Raw genomic sequence first — 17,862 nt, 5'->3', positions numbered from 1 at the left:
CCGCCGCGGCGGCCTGCCGAGCCTCGCGCACCAAGGCGCTGCCCGAGGCGTACTGCTCCCAGCACCCCCGCAGCCCGCACCCGCACAGGTGCCCCTCGGGGACCACGCGGACGTGACCGACCTCGGCGGCCACCCCCCAGGCCCCGCGCACGAGCTGACCGCCGACCACGAGCGCGCCGCCGAGCCCCGTGCCGACGGTGAGGAGCAGCATGTCCTCGACGTCGCGGCCCGCGCCGAAGCGGAACTCGGCCCACCCAGCGGCGTTGGCGTCGTTCTCGACCACGACACGCAGGTCAGGGTCGCCGACGAGCGAGGCGATGCGGTCGCGCAGGGGGTAGTCGCGCCAGGCGATGTTCGCGCCGAAGAGGGCGGTCGCGCGGTCGGAGCTGATGAACCCCGCAGCAGCGACGCCGAGCGCGTGGACCTCGTGGCCGGCGGAGAGCTCGCGGTACAGGTCCGCGACAGCGCGGTCGATCTCGGCCGCGTCCCCGGCGACCGTGCTGCGCTTGGCCTGGGCGATGATGACGCCGGCCTCGTCGACCAATCCGGCGGCGATCTTCGTCCCACCGATGTCCACACCGATCGCGTACATGTCCGTCCTTGCTGCCGAGGGGGTCCTGCAACGTGTCCAGGCGCAGGCTACCCACGTCGGGCCCTCCCGGGCCGGGACTCTCAGACTCTGTAAGGTCGAGCCACTATCCGTCTGCCACTGGAGTCAGCATGGACGAGTTCCACAGCCCCCCCGTCGTCGAGATCGACCCCTCCGAGAACCTGAGCTCCCTGCTCGCCGGTCGCGTGCAGGTGATGCCCGACGACCCCCTCATCGAGCACAAGGCGACTGCCGACGGCCCCTGGCAGTCCATCACGGCCCGTGAGTTCGACGCGCGGGTCGTCGCGGTGGCCAAGGGCCTCGTCGCCCGTGGGGTCGAGCCCGGCCAGAGCGTCGGCATCATGAGCCGCACCAGGTACGAGTGGACCCTGCTCGACTTCGCGATCTGGGCCGCTGGAGCGGTCCCGGTGCCCCTCTACGAGACCTCCTCGGCCGAGCAGGTCGAGTGGATCCTCACCGATGCCGACGTCCGACTCCTCGTCGTCGAGACCTCCGAGCTCGCCACGACCGTCGAGCAGGTGCGCCCCAGCGCCCCCCATCTCGGGGACGTCCTGGTCCTCGACGACGGCGCCGTGGACACGCTGGTGGCGGACGGCCAGCAGATCGCCGAGACCGAGATCCTCCGCCGGCGTGCCCTGGCGACCACCGCCGACGTCGCGACGATCATCTACACCTCGGGGACCACGGGCCGCCCCAAGGGGGCCGAGCTCACCCACGGCAACTTCGTGTCGCTCACGCGCAACGCCGTGGCCAAGCTGGGCGAGAAGGTGTGCCCGCCCGGGTCCCGGACCCTGCTCTTCATGCCCCTCGCCCACGTCTTCGCCCGGTTCATCGAGGTCCTGGTCGTCCCGGCGGGCGCGGTCCTCGGACACACCCCGGACACCAAGAACCTGCTCGCCGACCTCGGCACCTTCCAGCCGACCTTCATCCTCTCCGTGCCGCGGGTCTTCGAGAAGGTCTACAACTCCTCCGAGCAGAAGGCCGCCGCGGGTGGCAAGCGGGGCATCTTCCAGCGCGCTGCCAAGACGGCCATCGTCTACTCGCGAGCCCTGGACACGCCAGGCGGTCCGGGGCCGTGGCTCAAGCTCCAGCACAAGGTCGCCGACGTCCTGGTCCTGTCCAAGCTCCGCACGGCCCTCGGCGGCCGTGCCGAGTGGGCCATCTCCGGCGGCGCCCCCCTGGGTGAGCGTCTCGGTCACTTCTACCGCGGTGTCGGGCTCCAGGTCCTCGAGGGCTACGGCCTCACCGAGACGACGGCGCCCGTCTCGGTGAACCTGCCCGACGCGACGAAGATCGGTACCGTCGGGCCGCCGCTGCCCGGACTCGCCCTGCGGGTCGCACCGGACGGGGAGATCCTCGCCAAGGGTGACGGCGTGTTCGTGGGCTATCACAAGAACGCCGAGGCCACGCAGGCGTCCTTCGAGGACGGTTGGTTCCGCACCGGCGACCTGGGGTCGATGGACGAGGACGGCTTCGTCCGGATCACCGGTCGCAAGAAGGAGATCATCGTCACGGCGGGGGGCAAGAACGTCGCCCCCGCCGTGCTCGAGGACCGCTTGCGCGGGCACCCTCTGGTGAGCCAGGTCGTGGTGGTCGGCGACGCGAAGCCGTTCATCGGTGCCCTGATCACGCTCGACGCCGAGGCCCTGCCCGGCTGGCTCTCGACCCACGGGCTCCCGGAGATGGACGTCGCGACGGCCGGCGAGAACCCCGAGGTGCGCGCGGCTCTGGACCGAGCCGTCGAACGCACCAACCAGGCCGTCTCGCGGGCGGAGTCCATCCGTCGGTACACGGTGCTCACGACCGACTTCACGGTCGAGAACGACTACCTGACGCCGTCGATGAAGGTGAAGCGCTCCCTGGTGATCAGCGACTTCACGGCACAGATCGAGGAGCTGTACGCGCACGTCGGAGACCACGACCACGCCTGAGACCGTCCGGGGGGTCGGCGCGCGCCGACCCCCCGGGCACGGGCACCGACCCCCGCTCGGAGCCCGTCGGACCTCGTCGAGCTCATCCCGCTCGCACGAGCCGGAGCGGCGGGACCAGGCCGCCGCGTGCCAGCACCCCCAGCGCGACCTGCTCGGCCTCGTCGAGGTCCACCCGGTCCGGTGGCGGTGGGGCCGCACCCGGTCGGACGGGCACGGTGAGAAAGGTCACCACGCAGTCGGCGCAGGCATCTCCCCGCACCGTGCAGCTTCCGCAGTCGATCATCATGCGACGCACGCTAGGTGGCACCACCGACACGGCCCGCGTATCGCGACGACCGTGTCGGTGGTGCCACCTACTCTTCCCGTCATGCAGCAGCCAGGCGCCCTCGCGCTCCAGCCGACCCTCGAGGAGATCGGCACCCCGCTCGCCGAGGTGACCTTCGTCGTCCTGGACCTCGAGACCACGGGAGGCAGCCCGACCACCTCGGCGATCACCGAGATCGGCGCCGTGAAGGTCCGCGGCGGCGAGGTCCTCGGCGAGCTGCAGACCCTGGTCGACCCCGGTGGGCCCGTCCCCGCGTACATCGCGACGCTGACGGGCATCACCACCTCGATGGTCCACGGTGCGCCCCGGATCGAGCAGGTCCTGCCCGGCCTCCTCGAGTTCCTCCACGGCGCGGTCCTCGTGGCGCACAACGCCGCCTTCGACGTCGGCTTCCTCAAGGCGGCCGCCCGCGACCACGGGTACGCCTGGCCTGCGATCCAGGTCCTCGACACGGTCGCCCTGGCCCGGCGTGCCGTCGGTCGCGACGAGGTCCCCAACCACAAGCTCGGCACCCTCGCCGGCTACTTCCGCGCGACCGTCACCCCCGACCACCGTGCGCTCTCGGACGCCCGCGCGACCGTCGACGTGCTGCACGCTCTCCTGGGTCGTCTGGCTCCGCTCGGGGTCACCCATCTCGAGGACCTCGCCACCGCGACCGACCCGGTCCCCCCTGCTCGCCGCCGCAAGCGGCACCTGGCCGACGGCCTGCCCGACGCTCCCGGGGTGTACCAGTTCCGCGACGCCCGCGGCGAGGTGCTCTACGTCGGGACCTCCACCTCGATCCGCACCCGGGTGCGCACCTACTTCACCGCGTCCGAGCACCGGCGACGGATGAACGAGATGGTCATGCTGGCCGAGGAGGTCGTCCCGGTGGTCTGCGGGACCACCCTCGAAGCCAGGGTCCGCGAGCTGCGCCTCATCGCCGAGCACGCTCCGCGCTACAACCGACGCTCCCGCTTCCCCGAACGCATGCCGTGGGTGCGCCTCACGGTCGAGCCCTTCCCCCGCTTGAGCGTCACCCGCGAGGTTCGGCCCGAGGGTCAGCCCCCCGGCCGGGTCGAGGCGCACATCGGCCCGTTCAGCAGCAGGGCGACGGCTCAGCGCGCGATCGAGGCACTGCACGCGACCTTCGCGGTGCGCCAGTGCTCACCGCGCCTGCCACGGACCCCCGCCCCGGGGGCGAGCCCGTGCGCCCTCGCGGGTATGGGACGGTGCGGAGCGCCGTGCACCGGCGGGCAGGACGAGGTCGCCTACGCCGCTGTGGTCGACGCCATCCGGACCGCGATGCTCACCGACCCAGGACCCGTGCTCGACGTCCACGCGGCGCGCATCGCCGCCCTGACCGCCGAGGAGCGCTACGAGGAGGCCGCCGCCTGGCGCGACCAGCTCACGGCCTTCCTCCGTGGTGCCGCACGCGCCCAACGGTCCGCCCGCCTGTCCGCCCAGTCCGAGCTCCACGCAGCTCGTGCGGTGCCGGAGGGCGGATGGGAACTCGTCGTCGTCCGTCACGGCCGGCTCTGCGGCACGACCACGAGCCCCGCGGGCGTCGATCCCCGGCCCCTGCTCGAGGCGCTCGTGGCCACCGCGGAGCAGCCTGGAGCGCCGGTACTGCCCGCCTCGGCGGCTCACCCCGAGGAGACGGACCTGGTGCTCGCATGGCTCGAGCAGCCTGGAGTGCGCCTGGTCGAGGCGGGCGACCACTGGGCGTGCCCCGTCCGCGGGGCCGAGCGGCTGACCGACGCTGCCGCGACGGCGGCTGCCGTCGCGGCAGCAGGTCCGACCGGTCTGGCCGCGGCATGATGGAGCCACGCCCACCTTCGGAGGACCCCCGATGATCACTGCCATCGTCATGATCGACGCCGACCCGTCACGCATCCCGGAGATCTGCGCGGACGTGGCTGAGGTCCCCGGTGTCTCCGAGGTCTACTCGGTCACCGGCGAGGTCGACCTGGTGGCGATGGTGCGGGTGCGGGAGCACGACCAGCTCGCCGGCGTCATCGCCGACCGCCTGAGCAAGGTCGAGGGCGTCGTCCGTACCCAGACCTACATCGCCTTCCGTGCCTACTCTCAGCAGGACCTCGACCAGGCCTTCGACCTCGGCCTGGACGGCTGAACCCCGTGCCCGCGAGGCTGCGGGCCTGTCAGCCCTGCGAGGCCCGTATCCAGCGTTCCAGCAGCTGAGCGGCTCGACCGTCGTCGACGGCCTGGGCCGCGACGGCCATGCCATGGCTCAACCGCTCGACCAGGGTGCCCTCCCCCGTGCCTGCGTGCGTCCCGTCGGCGACCAGTCCCGCGGCGGCGTTGAGGAGCACCGTCTCGCGCACCGCCCCCGGCTCACCGGCCAGGACCCTGCGGACCACCTCGGCGTTGCTCGCGGCGTCGCCGCCACGGAGCTGCCCCACCTCGATCGGGGTGAGCCCCAGCTCGGAAGCAGGGTCGACCTCGTGCTCGGTCACCCCCCCGTCCCGCACCCACCACAGCCGAGCGGGCCCGGTCGCCGCGAGCTCGTCGAGCCCGTCGTGGCCACGGAAGACGAGCGCCTCCCGTCCACGTGCCGCCAGGACGCCGGCCATGAGCCGTGCCATCGACACCTCGGGGACACCGATCGCGGAGGCGGCGGGCTGTGCCGGGTTGGTGAGCGGGCCGAGCAGGTTGAAGGCGGTCGGGACGCCGAGGCCCCGACGGGCCGGGGCGGCGTGACGCATCGCCGGGTGGAAGACCTGGGCGAAGCAGAAGGTCATCCCCACCTCGGTCGCGAGCTCGGCGACGCGCTCGGGCGGCTGGTCGAGACGGAGGCCGAGGGCCTCGAGCACGTCGGCCGTGCCGCTCGCCGACGAGGCCGCACGGCCCCCGTGCTTGACCACACGCACACCCGCACCGGCCACGACGAGCGAGGCCATCGTCGAGATGTTCACGGTGTGGTGCATGTCCCCGCCGGTGCCGACGACGTCGACGCAGCGCCCGGGGACCTCGATCCGGTGCGCGTGGGCCAGCATCTCCTCGACGAGCCCGCGGACCTCCTCGACGGTCTCGCCCTTGGCCCGGAGGGCGACCAGGAACCCGGCGAGCTGCACGGCCGAGGCCTCACCAGCCATCACCTGACCCATCGCCCACCGCGCCTGCGGGGCGGTCAGGTCCTCGCGTGCGAGGAGGCCTCGGGTGAGGGTCGGCCAGGTCGGCGCACCCGCGCCCGTCATCCGACGACGGCACCGCCGCGCACGAGCGACGCGACGGCCTTCTGGAGCGCGATCGGGTCGAACGGGCGGGACACCACGGCGTCGGCCTGCGACCAGGAGGCGAGCCAGGCGTCCTGGGGTCGCCCGGTGAGCGCCAGGACGGGCGGACAGCCGAAGATCTCGTCCTTGAACTGCCGCCCCAGGCCCAGGCCGCCGTTCTTGCCCGTCTCGCCGTCCAGCACGAGCAGGTCGAGCCCGCCGGCCTCGACGGCGGCGACCGCAGCAGCGGGGGTCGCGACCTGGAGCCACTCGACGGGTGGCAGGCCCTTGGCGACACGACGGCCCACCGCGAGCATCACCGCGTCGCGGGTGCGGACGTCATCGCTGTAGAGCAGGATCCGCATCCGTGAGGGCTCCTGCCCCTCGTCGATCGCGTCCCACTCGTCGTGCTGCTCGGTCGCGGCCATGCTCGCCTCACTCGTCGGTCGACATCACGGCACCTGAGGGTGCCGACACCACGCAGCATCTTGTCACGGACGCCGCTCAGCGCGGGCTGAGGGTCACGGAACCACGCCGATTGTGGGCCCTTGGACCCACGCACCGCCGATGTCAGCCATAATGACAACGTGTCAACCGCTACAGCCGCCTCCACCTCGCGCCCACACCTGAGCGTCAACCGGCCGAACCCGGTGTCGGTCGGGACGATCGTCTGGCTCGCGAGCGAGCTGATGTTCTTCGCGGGCCTCTTCGCGATGTACTTCACGATTCGCTCGACCGTCCCCGAGATCTGGGCCGAGGAGACCGCGCAGCTCAACCTGACGTTCGCGGCGGTCAACACGACGATCCTGGTCCTCAGCTCGATCACCTGCCAGATGGGCGTCTGGGCGGCCGAGCGGTTCCAGCCCACCCGCACCGGCGGCCTGCTGCAGTTCACGCGCTGGGGCATGAACGAGTGGATGACCATGACCTTCGTCATGGGGGCGATCTTCATCGGCGGTCAGGTCTACGAGTACGCCGAGCTGGTCGAGCACGGGTTGACCATCGCCTCCAGCCCCTACGGCTCGGTCTTCTACCTGACGACGGGCTTCCACGGCCTGCACGTGATCGGAGGGCTCATCGCCTTCCTGTTCCTGCTCGGTCGCTCCTTCGCGGCCAAGCGCTTCGGGCACCACGAGGCCACGACGGCGATCGTGACCTCGTACTACTGGCACTTCGTCGACGTCGTGTGGATCGCGCTGTTCGCGGCGATCTACCTCATCCGTTGACGCACCACCGCACAGAGCGTGGGCCGGCGACCGGCCCGCCGACGACCGGCTCGACCCGTACGACCGCTCGGCCCGCCGGGCGCAACGAGATGAGGGTTAGTTCGTGAAGGCAATCGCCGCTCGCAGGCACCACCGGCTGGCCCCGGTGGCCCTCCTCCTGCTGGCGCTCCTCGTGACCGGAGGGCTCTACGCGGCCCTCGCCCCCAGCGCCGCCAGCGCGTCGGCCCCTTCGGAGGACGACATCGCTGCCGGGCGTGCGCTGTTCCAGGCGAACTGCGCCACGTGCCACGGGCCGAGCGCCGAAGGGCGCGAGGGAGCACCGTCACTGATCGGGGTCGGTGCGGCCGCCGTGGACTTCCAGGTCTCGACGGGTCGCATGCCGATGCAGATGGACGGCGTGCAGGCCCAGGCGAAGCCCCCGCAGTTCGACGCCGAGGAGACGAGCCAGCTCGCGGCCTACGTGGCCTCGCTGGGCGCCGGCCCGGCGATCCCGTCCGCCGAGCAGGTCGACCCTGCCCTGGGCGATGCTGCGAACGGTGGTGCCCTCTTCCGGACCAACTGCGCCATGTGCCATGGCGCGATCGGCAAGGGGGGCGCGCTCTCGGAGGGCAAGTACGCCCCGAACCTCGGCCCGAGCACCCCCACGCAGATCTACGAGGCGATGCAGACCGGGCCCCAGTCCATGCCCGTGTTCAACGACGCGAACCTCACCCCGGAAGAAAAGCGGGACATCATCGCGTTCCTAGGAGAGCAGGACGCCGGCTCGCCTGGCGGCACCGACCTCGGTGCCATCGGTCCGGTCGGTGAAGGTATCTGGGTGTGGGTCGTGGGTATGGGCCTGCTGGTCGCGTGTGCCGTCTGGATCGGAGCGAAGTCCTCATGAGCAACGAGCAGAGCTCGACCGACCTCACGGTCAGCGGCGCGGGCACCTCGCCGGCAGCCTTCCAGGACCCCGGCATGCCCCCGCACCAGGAGCGGATGGCCGACAAGGACCCCGCCGCGGCCAAGCGGGCCGAGCGCCAGACCGTCGTCCTCTTCGCGGTGTCCGTGCTGGGCACGATCGGCATGCTGGTCGCGTACTTCCTCTTTCCCTCCGGGGACACCGTGGAGTCGATGCGGACCTCGAACCTGCTGCTCGGCCTGGGGCTCTTCCTGTCGATGTTCGGCATCGGCGCCGCCGCGGTCCACTGGGCCAAGACCCTCATGTCCGACCACGAGCAGGCCGAGGCCCGCCACCCGCAGAAGAGCGACCCCGAGACCCGCGAGGCCGCCCTCGCCGCTCTCGAGGCCGGGGCGAAGGACTCCGGGATCGGCCGTCGCGGGCTCCTCAAGGGGGCCGTCGTCTCGGCGGTCGCCCTGGCGCCGCTGACCTTCGCGGTCCCCCTGGTCGGGCAGGTCGGTGGCGACTGGAACGTCTCGAACTTCCGGCACACGCTCTGGGAGCGCGGGCGCCGGCTCGTCCGTGACCCGTCAGGCGACCCGATCCGTGCTGCTGACGTCACGATCGGATCGGCGTACCACGTGATCCCTGACGGCCTGCGCGAGGGAGAGCACGCCTCGCACTGGATCGAGGAGAAGGCCAAGGCCGTCGTGCTGATGGTCCGCATGGACCCCCGCGACCTCACCGAGGCCGAGGACCGTCGCGACTGGTCCTACGAGGGCATCGTCGCGTACTCGAAGATCTGCACCCACGTCGGGTGCCCGGTGGCGCTCTACGAGCGTCAGACGCACCACCTGCTCTGCCCCTGCCACCAGTCGACCTTCGACATGGCCGACGGCGCGAAGGTCGTGTTCGGGCCTGCCAAGCGGCCGCTCCCCCAGCTGCCGATCACCGTGGACGACGAGGGGTACCTCGTCGCGCAGAGCGACTTCACCGAACCCATCGGTCCGAGCTACTGGGAGCGTCTCAAGTGAGCACTCGAGCGACCACAGGCCAGCGTGCCGCCAGCGGCACGGCCGACTACCTCGACCAGCGCACGGGCATCGGGACAGCGGTCAAGGGCTTCGCCCGGAAGATCTTCCCGGACCACTGGTCCTTCCTCCTGGGCGAGATCGCCCTGTACTCCTTCATCGTGCTGATCCTCACCGGGGTCTTCCTCACGATGTTCTTCGTGCCGAGCATGACCCTCGTCGTGTACGAAGGCCCCTTCGCCGCGATGAACGGTGTGGAGATGTCCGAGGCGTTCGCCTCGACCCTCGACCTGTCCTTCGAGGTCACCGGCGGCCTGCTGATGCGGCAGATCCACCACTGGGCCGCACTGCTCTTCATGGCCGCGATCGTCACCCACATGATGCGGGTGTTCTTCACCGGTGCGTTCCGCAAGCCGCGCGAGATCAACTGGGTCGTCGGCTTCGTCCTCATGATCCTGGGCCTCGCGGCGGGGTTCACCGGCTACTCGCTGCCGGATGACGTGCTCTCCGGCAACGGTCTGCGGATCACCGACGGCGTCGTGAAGTCGATCCCCGTGGTCGGCAGCTACATGTCGTACTTCATCTTCGGGGGCGAGTTCCCGGGCGAGCACATCATCCCGCGCCTGTTCACCATGCACATCCTGCTGATCCCGGGGCTGATCCTGGCCCTGATCGGCCTGCACCTGTTCCTCGTCGTGCTGCACAAGCACACCCACTTCCCTGGGCCGGGACGCACCCAGCGCAACGTCGTGGGCTTCCCGCTCTTCCCGGTCTACGTCGCGAAGGCCGGTGGCTTCTTCTTCATCGTCTTCGGCGTGCTCGCCCTGATGGCCGGCACCATGACGATCAACCCGGTGTGGAACTACGGCCCCTACGACCCGTCCCCGGTGGCAGCAGGGGCCCAGCCCGACTGGTACATGCTGTTCCTCGAGGGTGGTCTGCGCCTGATGCCCGGGGCGACCGAGTTCGTGATCGCGGGCTACACCCTGTCGCTCAACGTGCTCATCCCTGCCGTGGTCATCCCGGGGCTGCTCTTCACCGCCCTCGCTGCGTACCCGTTCATCGAGGCGTTCGCGACCGGTGACAAGCGTGAGCACCACCTGCTCGACCGCCCCCGCAACGCCCCGGTCCGCACGGCCACCGGCGTCGCGATCCTCACGGCGTTCTTCATCCTCCTTCTCGCCGGGGCGAACGACCTCATCGCCACGCACTTCGCGATGTCGCTCAACGACATCACATACATCTTCCGGGTGCTGTTCTTCGTGGCACCGGTGGTCGCCTTCTGGGCCACCAAGCGGCTGTGCCTCGGCCTGCAGCGCAAGGACCGCGAGCTCGTGCTGCACGGGCACGAGACGGGTCGGATCGTCCGCTTCGCCAACGGCGAGTACATCGAGGTGCACAAGCCCCTCGACGAGTACGAGCGGTGGATCCGCGTCCAGCACGAGGCGCGTCGCCCCCTCGAGATCCTGCCCGCGCACGACGAGCGTGGGGTGCGCCGCAAGGGCTACCACCGCGACGCCCTGCGTGCACGGGTGTCCCGCTTCTTCTACGAGGACCGGGTCGAGCCCGTCACCCCGGCCGAGCTCGCCGCCGCGCACTCCCACGGCGAGCACGACGCCCTCGAAGGGCACCCCAGCAGCGGCGGCGTGCCGGCTGAGATCGCCTCCGGGCCCTCGGTCGACGCGCGCGATCGCTGACGAACCACCACAGTGGTGGAGAGCGGTGCGCGACCTGCGTCCCGCACCGCGACGCAGACCGAGCCGTCGCAGATGACTGCGACCTGACCGGAGAGGCCATCCATGGCTGACTACACGCTGCCCGACCTTCCCTACGACTACGCCGCTCTCGAGCCTCACATCTCCGGCCGGATCATGGAGCTGCACCACGACAAGCACCACGCGGCCTACGTCACCGGCGCGAACACGGCGCTGCAGAAGCTCGCGGAGGCCCGCGAGAGCGGGGACCTCGGGTCCGTCAACCTGCACGAGAAGAACCTCGCGTTCAACCTTGGCGGGCACGTCAACCACTCCGCCTTCTGGCAGAACCTCTCCCCCGAGGGCGGCGACCGCCCGACCGGCGACCTGGGCGCAGCGATCGACGAGTTCTTCGGCTCCTTCGACGCGTTCCAGAAGCACTTCGCCGCCAACGCCGCAGGCATTCAGGGGTCGGGCTGGTCGATCCTCGCCTGGGACTCGGTCGGCGAGCGGCTCGTGATCGTCCAGCTCTACGACCAGCAGAGCAACATCGCTCTCGGGCTCGTCCCGATCGTGCTCCTCGACATGTGGGAGCACGCCTTCTACCTGGACTACGTCAACGTCAAGGCCGACTACATCAAGGCCTGGTGGAACATCGTGAACTGGGCCGACGCCGCTGAGCGCTTCGCGCGTGCGCGGACGCAGACCAAGGGCCTCATCGTCCCCGTCTGATCTCCCAGCAGCACCGCTGGACACCGAAGGCCCGGCTCCCGCACCACGCGGGGGTCGGGCCTTCGTCGTCGGCGGCCCGCTCCCCCGGTGCGCTCAGGCTGCTCCCCCTACGGGACGCCGCGCGGGTCTCCGGGCGGGTCTCCGGGGGCCCGTGACGGTGCCGTCCTCCCTGCCGCTGCGCCGCGTCCTTAGGGCCACCAGAGCGAACTCCCGCGTCGCCGGGGGAACCGGGTCAAGGCCGCACGCCCCGGGCCCGGTAGAGCGCCCGCAGACAGGCGAGGGGCCCGACACCGTGGTGGTGCCGGGCCCCTCGTGCTCGCGGAGTCAGTGCGCGTGCTGTCCGCGGGAGAACTCGAAGACCCAGCCGACGAGGCCGATCACGGCGACAGCCGCGCCGATGTAGAACAGCCACCACCCGACGGCCATCCCGGCGAAGCAGACCGCCGAGGCACCGCCGATGACGATCGGCCACCAGCTCCCAGGGCTGTAGACGCCCTGCTCGCCCGCGCCCTGCTCGATCTCTCCGAAGGCGTCGTCCTCGGGTCGAGGGTCGATCCGACGGGCGACGAGAGCGAGGTAGGCACCGACCATGCCGACCAGGCCGCCCACGAGCAGGAGCCCGGCGGAGCCGACGGCCTCCCAGCTGCTCCAGAACCCGTAGATCACGCCGACCACGATGAAGAAGGGCGTGAGGAAGAGGAAGAGACGTGCCTCGAACTTCATCGCTTCTCCTCCTCGGTGTGGTCACCCTCGCCGTCAGGCCGCGGGCCGCGTCCGTCGTCGACGATCGTCGAGGAGGACTGCTCCGGCTCGGCGTCTCCGCTCGCGAGACGCTCGGCCGCGGCCGAGGTCTGCCCGCGTCGGTCGGCCTCCCAGTCGAGGACGCCGGCGTCAGGCTCCACGTGGTCCATCGCCGCGACCTCGGGGTGGTGCAGGTCGAAGGCCGGGCGCTCGGAGCGGATCCGCGGCAGGGACGTGAAGTTGTGCCGAGGCGGCGGGCACGACGTCGCCCACTCCAGGGAGTTCCCGTAGCCCCAGGGGTCATCCACCGTGACCTTGGGCGCCTTGCGCCAGGTCACGTAGACGTTCCAGAGGAAGGGCAGGGTCGACGCCGCGAGCAGCACCGAACCCACCGTCGAGAGCTGGTTCATCCAGGTGAAGCCGTCCTCGGGCATGTAGTCCGCGTACCGACGGGGCATCCCCTCCACACCGAGCCAGTGCTGGACGAGGAAGGTCCCGTGGAACCCGAAGAAGAGGGTCCAGAAGTGCCACTTGCCCAGACGCTCGTCGAGCATGGTGCCGGTGAACTTGGGCCACCAGAAGTAGAAGCCCGCGAACATCGCGAAGACGACGGTCCCGAAGACCACGTAGTGGAAGTGCGCGACGACGAAGTAGGTGTCAGAGACGTGGAAGTCCAGGGCCGGGCTCGAGAGGATGATGCCGGTCAGACCGCCGAAGAGGAAGGTCACCAGGAAGCCGATCGACCAGAGCATCGGCGTCTCGAAGGTGAGCTTCCCGCGCCACATCGTGCCGATCCAGTTGAAGTACTTCACACCGGTCGGTACCGCGATGAGCATCGTCATCAGGGCGAAGAAGGGCAGCAGGACCGCGCCGGTCACGTACATGTGGTGGGCCCACACCGTGACCGACAGGGCCGCGATCGCGATCGTCGCGTAGACGAGACCCTTGTAGCCGAAGATCGGCTTGCGGCTGAAGACCGGGAGGATCTCGCTGATGATCCCGAAGAACGGCAGGGCGATGATGTAGACCTCGGGGTGGCCGAAGAACCAGAACAGGTGCTGCCACAGGATGGCGCCACCGTGCTCGGGGTTGAAGACCTGCGCGCCGAGCCGCCGATCCGCTCCGAGGGCGAACAGCGCTGCCGCCAGGGGCGGGAAGGCCATGAGCACGAGCAGGCTGGTGACGAGCGTGTTCCAGGTGAACAGGGGCATCCGGAACATCGTCATGCCCGGGGCGCGCATCGTGATGATCGTGGTGATGAAGTTCACCGCGCCCAGGATGGTCCCGAAACCGGTCAGCGCGAGGCCGAAGACCCAGAGATCACCACCCAGCCCTGGTGAGAACGTCGAGCTCGACAACGGGGCGTACGCGAACCATCCGAAGGAGGCTGCGCCCTGCGGGGTCAGGAACCCCGCGACCACGATCAGCCCGCCGAAGAGGTACAGCCAGTAGGCGAACGAGTTCAGCCGGGGGAAGGAGACGTCCGGCGCGCCGATCTGCAGCGGGACGAGCACGTTCGCGAACCCGGCGAAGAGCGGCGTCGCGAAGAGCAGCAGCATGATCGTGCCGTGCATCGTGAAGAGCTGGTTGTACTGCTCCTTGCTCTGCACGAACTGGATGCCCGGCTCGAAGAGCTCTGCCCGGATCACCAGCGCCATGAGTCCGGCGATGCAGAAGAAGATGAACGAGGTGATCAGGTACAGGTACCCGATCTTCTTGTGGTCGGTCGTGGTGATCCACTCGACCACTGAGGCCCCGAGGCTCTTGCGCTCGAGGTTTACGGTCTGCGTGGCCATCAGCCCTCTCCTGCCGCAATGGCGTTGTCGTCGCCGCGGGTCTGCTGACGGTCGAGCTCGGGGCCCAGCTGGCCGGTCTGCCCGGCCGCCCGCAGGCTCTCGATGTGCGCGTCGTACTCCTCGCGCGAGACGACCGCGACGTTGAAGAGCATCCCGGCGTGGTGCTGGCCGCACAGCTCGGCGCACTTGCCCGCGTAGACCCCCTCACGCGTCGGGACCACCTGGAAGGTGTTGACGTGGTTCCCGGGGAACATGTCCTTCTTGTAGAGGAAGGCTGGGACCCAGAAGGAGTGGATGACGTCGCGGGACCTGAGCTCGAACTCGACCCGCTCGTCGACCGGCAGGTAGAGCGTCGGCAGCTGGTCGGGGTTGCCCGGCTCGCCGATGTCGATCACGTGCACGCCGGTGTCGTAGACGTCCTCGTCGACGTAGTTGAAGTCCCAGCTCCACTGCTTGCCGTAGACCTGGACGACCACGTCGGGGTCCTCGTCGGTGTCCTCGATCGCGTCCATGTCACGTGCCGTGAAGAAGAACAGCACGCCGACCATGAGGATCGGGAGAATCACGTACATGATCTCGAGCGGTACGTGGTAGCGGAGCTGCACCGGGAGGGTGTCGTCGTCCTTGCGCTTCCGGTAGACCGCGACGCACCAGATGATCAGGCCCCAGGTGATCGCCCCGACGATGAGCGCAGCGATCCAGGACCCGGTCCACAGGTCCGTGATCCGCTGGGTCATGTTGGTGACCTGCTCGCCGTCGTCGTAGCCGGGCATCCAGCCGCGGCTCACCTCGCCTGCCGAGCAGGCGGTCGTGGTGAGCGCGACGATCACGGCGGTCGCGGCGAGCCGCACGGCGGTGGACCGCTTGCGGCCGGGGTTCTGCACGTCCAAGGGTGCCTCTCATGTACGCGCCCCGATGGGCACCGCTACGCGCGCCACACCGTGGGACTTTCGTCCTCGACCCCTGCAGCCTAGCGTGCAGATCGCCATCATCCGCGCCGGGACGGGTCCCGGGCGTGGTCGGGCGGCGGGGGCGGCTAGCGTGGCCAGGGTGAAGCGAACCTACCTCGACGCCGGCGGGCGGGCGCCGCTGCACCCGGCGGGGCTCGCGGCCCAGGCGGCTGCCTTCGACGACGGCTGGGCGGACCCGCGCAGGCTGCACGCGGAGGGGCGCCGTGCTCGGATGCTCCTCGACGCGGCGCGTGAGGTCCTCGCCGAGGGCCTGGCGTGCCGACCCGAGGAGGTGCACCTGGGCCCCTCGCACACGGTGGCGCTCCAGCACGGGCTCCTGGGGATCGCCCGCGGTCGACGTCGGGCAGGCAGCAGCGTCGTGCTCTCGGCCGTCGAGCGTGCTGCTCTGCACGCGGGGGCACAGCTCGTCGCCGAACGTCACGGGTCATGGACCCGACCTGCCCGCCCAGGCCACGACAAGGACGAGGAAGCCCCCGCGCGCCCCGGTCCGGTTCCTGTCGACCGCCTCGGTCGGGTGGACGTGGCGGCGTGGCGCGCGGCCGTCGGCCTCCCGGGAGTTGCTCTCGCCGTCCTCCAGCACGCCAACGGCGAGGTCGGGACGGTGCAGCCGTTGGCCGCCGCGTACGACGCGACGCAGTCCGCCGGGGTCCCGCTCCTCGTCGACGCGGGGTCGAGCGTGGGCCACCAGGAGATCCCGCCGGCCTGGGACGCGGTCGTGGCCGATGCCGGAGACTGGGGCGCCCCGACCCCGCTCGGTGTCCTGGCGGTCCGCACCCGCGTGCGGATGGCCCCCGACTGGCCCGAGGACGAGGACCGATGGTTCCCCGGCGGCGTCTCGGTCCCGGCAGCCCTGGGCGCCGCGGCCGCCCTCCGCGCCACGCTCGCGGACCGGGAGGAGGCCGACCTGCACCGCCGGAGGTTGGTCGGTCGGCTCCGCGACGAGGTCGCCCACAGGGTGCCCGACGTGGACGTGGTCGGCGATCCCGAGGACAGGCTCCCGCACGTGGTCACGTTCTCCTGCCTCTACGTCGACGGCGAGGCCCTCGTGACCGAGCTCGACCGCCGCGGCTTCGCCGTCGGGTCGGGGTCGGCGTGCACCTCGAGCTCCCTCGAGCCGAGCCACGTGCTGGCCGCCATGGGGGCTCTGACCCACGGGAACGTGCGCGTGACGCTCCCGCGCGAGGTCCCCGAGGCCGAGGTCGACCGCTTCGCCGACGAGCTGCCCGAGGCCGTGGCGCAGGTGCGCCGAGCCCTCGGCGTCCAGGGTCTGTGATCGTCCTCGACGCCCGGGGCCTGCGCTGCCCCCTGCCCGTGATCCGTCTCGCCTCGCTCGCGCGGGACAGCAGCCCCGGGGACGAGGTCCTGGTCCGCTGGACCGACCCCGCAGCAGAGCACGACATCCCGGCCTGGGCCCGCATGCGAGGGCACACCGTCCTCGAGACCACTCCGCCCCGGCCCCTGCCGGACGACCCGTTGCCGCACGGCGCAGGGCCGGACGCCCCCGCCCACCAGGCATCGGGCTCCACGCTGGTGCGACTCGGCGACCGATGACCCGCGCCCGCCCCCAGGCACGACGCAGGGCCGGCGCCCTGAGGCACCGGCCCTGCGTCGTGACGGGTCGTTGGACCCGTGGAGGTCAGCCGAAGGAGCCCCCGCAGGCGCACGAGCTGCCCGCGTTGGGGTTGTCGATCGTGAAGCCCTGCTTCTCGATGGTGTCGGCGAAGTCGATCTTCGCCCCGTCGAGGTACGGGACACTCATGCGGTCGACGACGACCTCGACCCCGTCGTAGTCCCGCAGCGCGTCGCCGTCGAGGACGCGCTCGTCGAAGTACAGCTGGTAGATGAGGCCCGAGCAGCCCCCGGGCTGCACGGCCACGCGCAGCCGCAGGTCGTCGCGGCCCTCCTGCTCGAGCAGGGTGCGCACCTTGCCCGCGGCGACGTCGCTCAGCTCGACCCCGTGGGTCGTGGTCTCCGTGGTCTCGCTCATGGTGTCTCCGGTGGCTCTCGGGGGCTTGCACAGTCCGTCGATGGCAACACCGTCGGGTGCGGCCATGTTCCCGCCCAGCGTACGCCCCTCAGCGCGACCAGGTCCGGGCCACCCGGGCCACCCGGGCGACCAGGGCCTCGGCCGGGGCGGCGATCGCCCGGGTGAGCTCCTCGGGACGCTCAGCGAGGGCGTAGACGCCGGCGAGCCCGGCCGCTCCCCACTCCCGTCGGCCGAGCGCCACCTGACCGGCCACCGCGACGACGGGGACCGCGTGCTCGAGGCCCTCGGTGGCGACCGCAGCGACCACCTTGCCGTGCAGGGACTGCCAGTCGAGGGTCCCCTCCCCGGTGAGCACGAGGTCGCTCTCGGCCATGCGCGCCCCGAGCCCGACCGCCTCGGCCACGACCCGCGCGCCCGGCAGGACGCGACCACCCAGCTGCCCGGCGCGGGGGCGGGGGCCAGCAGACTCGGTCGCGGGGCGTCCTCGGCCGCCACGCCGGCGACCACCTGGGCCCAGTGCCCCAGTGCTCGCTCGAGACGCTGGGCCTGCTCGGGATCGGCCCCCTTCTGCTGGGCGAAGCCGGCGCTGGCGCCGTGCAGCCCGAGCAGGGGCACGTCGACGTCGGTCGCGATGACGAGGTCGATGCCGGCGAGCTCACCGCGCAGGGCCTGCAGCCCGGCGAGGTCGGCGGGGACGGCACGGGCGAGCTCCTCACCCCCGCC

Annotated in this window: 19 protein-coding genes and 1 pseudogene; 10 read left to right on the top strand and 10 right to left on the bottom strand. The window is 71.0% G+C overall.

The genetic code is table 11. The features are described from left to right. Positions 1-592, bottom strand: a 592-nt coding sequence (locus tag L0B03_RS04360; protein ID WP_250444410.1) for an ROK family protein, incomplete at its 3' end; no start/stop codon positions are given. A 128-nt stretch (positions 593-720) separates the two neighbouring features. Between L0B03_RS04360 and L0B03_RS04355 the strand changes: the two genes are divergently transcribed. Beyond that, complete coding sequence (locus L0B03_RS04355; RefSeq protein ID WP_250444409.1) at positions 721-2,541, top strand: long-chain fatty acid--CoA ligase; 1,821 nt, start codon at positions 721-723, stop codon at positions 2,539-2,541. A gap of 82 nt (positions 2,542-2,623) precedes the next feature. On the opposite strand, the gene L0B03_RS04350 is transcribed toward L0B03_RS04355, so the two are convergent. Next, a complete protein-coding gene (locus L0B03_RS04350) occupies positions 2,624-2,827 on the bottom strand; it encodes a hypothetical protein (RefSeq protein ID WP_250444408.1) in 204 nt (67 codons plus the stop codon). 81 nt (positions 2,828-2,908) lie between these two features. On the opposite strand from L0B03_RS04350, the gene L0B03_RS04345 reads away from it, so the two are divergent. Together L0B03_RS04345 and L0B03_RS04340 are read left to right on the top strand one after the other, a co-directional pair. Continuing rightward, positions 2,909-4,666: a DEDD exonuclease domain-containing protein gene (locus L0B03_RS04345; protein WP_250444407.1), complete on the top strand. Its 1,758-nt coding sequence runs from the start codon at positions 2,909-2,911 to the stop codon at positions 4,664-4,666. A gap of 31 nt (positions 4,667-4,697) precedes the next feature. After that, a complete protein-coding gene (locus tag L0B03_RS04340; protein WP_250444406.1) occupies positions 4,698-4,979 on the top strand; it encodes an Lrp/AsnC family transcriptional regulator in 282 nt (93 codons plus the stop codon). 28 nt (positions 4,980-5,007) lie between these two features. Here L0B03_RS04340 and trpD read toward each other — a convergent pair whose 3' ends face one another. Both trpD and L0B03_RS04330 read right to left on the bottom strand, forming a co-directional pair. Further along, the gene (trpD, locus tag L0B03_RS04335; RefSeq protein ID WP_250444405.1) at positions 5,008-6,063 is read right to left on the bottom strand and encodes an anthranilate phosphoribosyltransferase; all 1,056 of its coding nucleotides are present in this window, start codon (positions 6,061-6,063) and stop codon (positions 5,008-5,010) included. Then, entirely contained in the window at positions 6,060-6,509 is a 450-nt protein-coding gene (locus tag L0B03_RS04330) for a hypothetical protein (RefSeq protein WP_250444404.1), read from the bottom strand. Before L0B03_RS04330 ends, trpD begins: the two co-directional genes overlap by 4 nt. Positions 6,510-6,668: 159 nt before the next feature. Between L0B03_RS04330 and L0B03_RS04325 the strand changes: the two genes are divergently transcribed. The 5 genes from L0B03_RS04325 (at position 6,669) to L0B03_RS04305 (ending at position 11,644) form a co-directional block, all read left to right on the top strand. Then, positions 6,669-7,307, top strand: coding sequence for a heme-copper oxidase subunit III (locus L0B03_RS04325; RefSeq protein ID WP_250444403.1), 639 nt, complete (start codon positions 6,669-6,671; stop codon positions 7,305-7,307). Between the two features lie 103 nt (positions 7,308-7,410). Continuing rightward, positions 7,411-8,190, top strand: coding sequence for a c-type cytochrome (locus tag L0B03_RS04320; RefSeq protein ID WP_250444402.1), 780 nt, complete (start codon positions 7,411-7,413; stop codon positions 8,188-8,190). Continuing rightward, the gene (locus tag L0B03_RS04315; RefSeq protein ID WP_250444401.1) at positions 8,187-9,221 is read left to right on the top strand and encodes a ubiquinol-cytochrome c reductase iron-sulfur subunit; all 1,035 of its coding nucleotides are present in this window, start codon (positions 8,187-8,189) and stop codon (positions 9,219-9,221) included. Before L0B03_RS04320 ends, L0B03_RS04315 begins: the two co-directional genes overlap by 4 nt. Beyond that, positions 9,218-10,915, top strand: a complete 1,698-nt coding sequence (locus L0B03_RS04310; RefSeq protein WP_250444400.1) for a ubiquinol-cytochrome c reductase cytochrome b subunit — start codon at positions 9,218-9,220, stop codon at positions 10,913-10,915. The genes L0B03_RS04315 and L0B03_RS04310 overlap by 4 nt, the downstream gene beginning before the upstream one ends. Positions 10,916-11,017: 102 nt before the next feature. Beyond that, positions 11,018-11,644: a superoxide dismutase gene (locus L0B03_RS04305; protein ID WP_250444399.1), complete on the top strand. Its 627-nt coding sequence runs from the start codon at positions 11,018-11,020 to the stop codon at positions 11,642-11,644. Positions 11,645-11,968: 324 nt separating this feature from the next. Here L0B03_RS04305 and L0B03_RS04300 read toward each other — a convergent pair whose 3' ends face one another. From L0B03_RS04300 to coxB, 3 genes are read right to left on the bottom strand one after another with little or no spacing between them, the layout of a single operon-like run. After that, complete coding sequence (locus L0B03_RS04300; protein ID WP_250444398.1) at positions 11,969-12,367, bottom strand: cytochrome c oxidase subunit 4; 399 nt, start codon at positions 12,365-12,367, stop codon at positions 11,969-11,971. Further along, positions 12,364-14,181, bottom strand: a complete 1,818-nt coding sequence (gene ctaD / locus L0B03_RS04295; RefSeq protein WP_250444397.1) for a cytochrome c oxidase subunit I — start codon at positions 14,179-14,181, stop codon at positions 12,364-12,366. Before ctaD ends, L0B03_RS04300 begins: the two co-directional genes overlap by 4 nt. After that, positions 14,181-15,071, bottom strand: coding sequence for a cytochrome c oxidase subunit II (gene coxB, locus L0B03_RS04290; protein WP_250444396.1), 891 nt, complete (start codon positions 15,069-15,071; stop codon positions 14,181-14,183). Before coxB ends, ctaD begins: the two co-directional genes overlap by 1 nt. 160 nt (positions 15,072-15,231) lie before the next feature. Here coxB and L0B03_RS04285 point away from each other — a divergent pair, with 160 nt between their 5' ends. Both L0B03_RS04285 and L0B03_RS04280 read left to right on the top strand, forming a co-directional pair. Then, positions 15,232-16,425 (top strand): aminotransferase class V-fold PLP-dependent enzyme, encoded by a 1,194-nt coding sequence (locus L0B03_RS04285; protein WP_250444395.1) that lies wholly within the window; start codon positions 15,232-15,234, stop codon positions 16,423-16,425. Beyond that, on the top strand, positions 16,422-16,703 hold the full coding sequence (locus tag L0B03_RS04280; RefSeq protein ID WP_308199995.1) for a sulfurtransferase TusA family protein: 282 nt from the start codon (positions 16,422-16,424) through the stop codon (positions 16,701-16,703). The genes L0B03_RS04285 and L0B03_RS04280 overlap by 4 nt, the downstream gene beginning before the upstream one ends. A gap of 85 nt (positions 16,704-16,788) precedes the next feature. Here L0B03_RS04280 and L0B03_RS04275 read toward each other — a convergent pair whose 3' ends face one another. The 3 genes and pseudogenes from L0B03_RS04275 to L0B03_RS19685 form a co-directional block, all read right to left on the bottom strand. After that, entirely contained in the window at positions 16,789-17,139 is a 351-nt protein-coding gene (locus L0B03_RS04275; protein WP_250444394.1) for an iron-sulfur cluster assembly accessory protein, read from the bottom strand. A gap of 88 nt (positions 17,140-17,227) precedes the next feature. Next, complete coding sequence (locus L0B03_RS04270; RefSeq protein WP_250444393.1) at positions 17,228-17,542, bottom strand: glycerate kinase; 315 nt, start codon at positions 17,540-17,542, stop codon at positions 17,228-17,230. Between the two features lie 146 nt (positions 17,543-17,688). Beyond that, a pseudogene (locus tag L0B03_RS19685) lies at positions 17,689-17,805 on the bottom strand (glycerate kinase); the annotation flags it as partial. Positions 17,806-17,862 lie beyond the last annotated feature (57 nt).

It is taken from the genome of Actinotalea sp. C106 (assembly GCF_023630195.1).
In the GTDB taxonomy this organism is placed as follows: Bacteria; Actinomycetota; Actinomycetes; order Actinomycetales; family Cellulomonadaceae; genus Actinotalea.
Note: the sequence above shows the minus strand (reverse complement) of the source record. Positions and strands in the feature narration are given on the sequence as shown.

Bases quoted from the DNA above. Each gene is read 5' to 3' on its own strand.
- L0B03_RS04330 (WP_250444404.1), bottom strand. From the start codon at position 6,509: ATGGCCGCGACCGAGCAGCACGACGAGTGGGACGCGATCGACGAGGGG.
- L0B03_RS04300 (WP_250444398.1), bottom strand. From the start codon at position 12,367: ATGAAGTTCGAGGCACGTCTCTTCCTCTTCCTCACGCCCTTCTTCATC.
- L0B03_RS04350 (WP_250444408.1), bottom strand. From the start codon at position 2,827: ATGATGATCGACTGCGGAAGCTGCACGGTGCGGGGAGATGCCTGCGCC.
- trpD (WP_250444405.1), bottom strand. From the start codon at position 6,063: ATGACGGGCGCGGGTGCGCCGACCTGGCCGACCCTCACCCGAGGCCTC.
- L0B03_RS04355 (WP_250444409.1), top strand. From the start codon at position 721: ATGGACGAGTTCCACAGCCCCCCCGTCGTCGAGATCGACCCCTCCGAG.
- L0B03_RS04345 (WP_250444407.1), top strand. From the start codon at position 2,909: ATGCAGCAGCCAGGCGCCCTCGCGCTCCAGCCGACCCTCGAGGAGATC.
- L0B03_RS04275 (WP_250444394.1), bottom strand. From the start codon at position 17,139: ATGAGCGAGACCACGGAGACCACGACCCACGGGGTCGAGCTGAGCGAC.
- ctaD (WP_250444397.1), bottom strand. From the start codon at position 14,181: ATGGCCACGCAGACCGTAAACCTCGAGCGCAAGAGCCTCGGGGCCTCA.
- L0B03_RS04305 (WP_250444399.1), top strand. From the start codon at position 11,018: ATGGCTGACTACACGCTGCCCGACCTTCCCTACGACTACGCCGCTCTC.
- L0B03_RS04340 (WP_250444406.1), top strand. From the start codon at position 4,698: ATGATCACTGCCATCGTCATGATCGACGCCGACCCGTCACGCATCCCG.
- L0B03_RS04315 (WP_250444401.1), top strand. From the start codon at position 8,187: ATGAGCAACGAGCAGAGCTCGACCGACCTCACGGTCAGCGGCGCGGGC.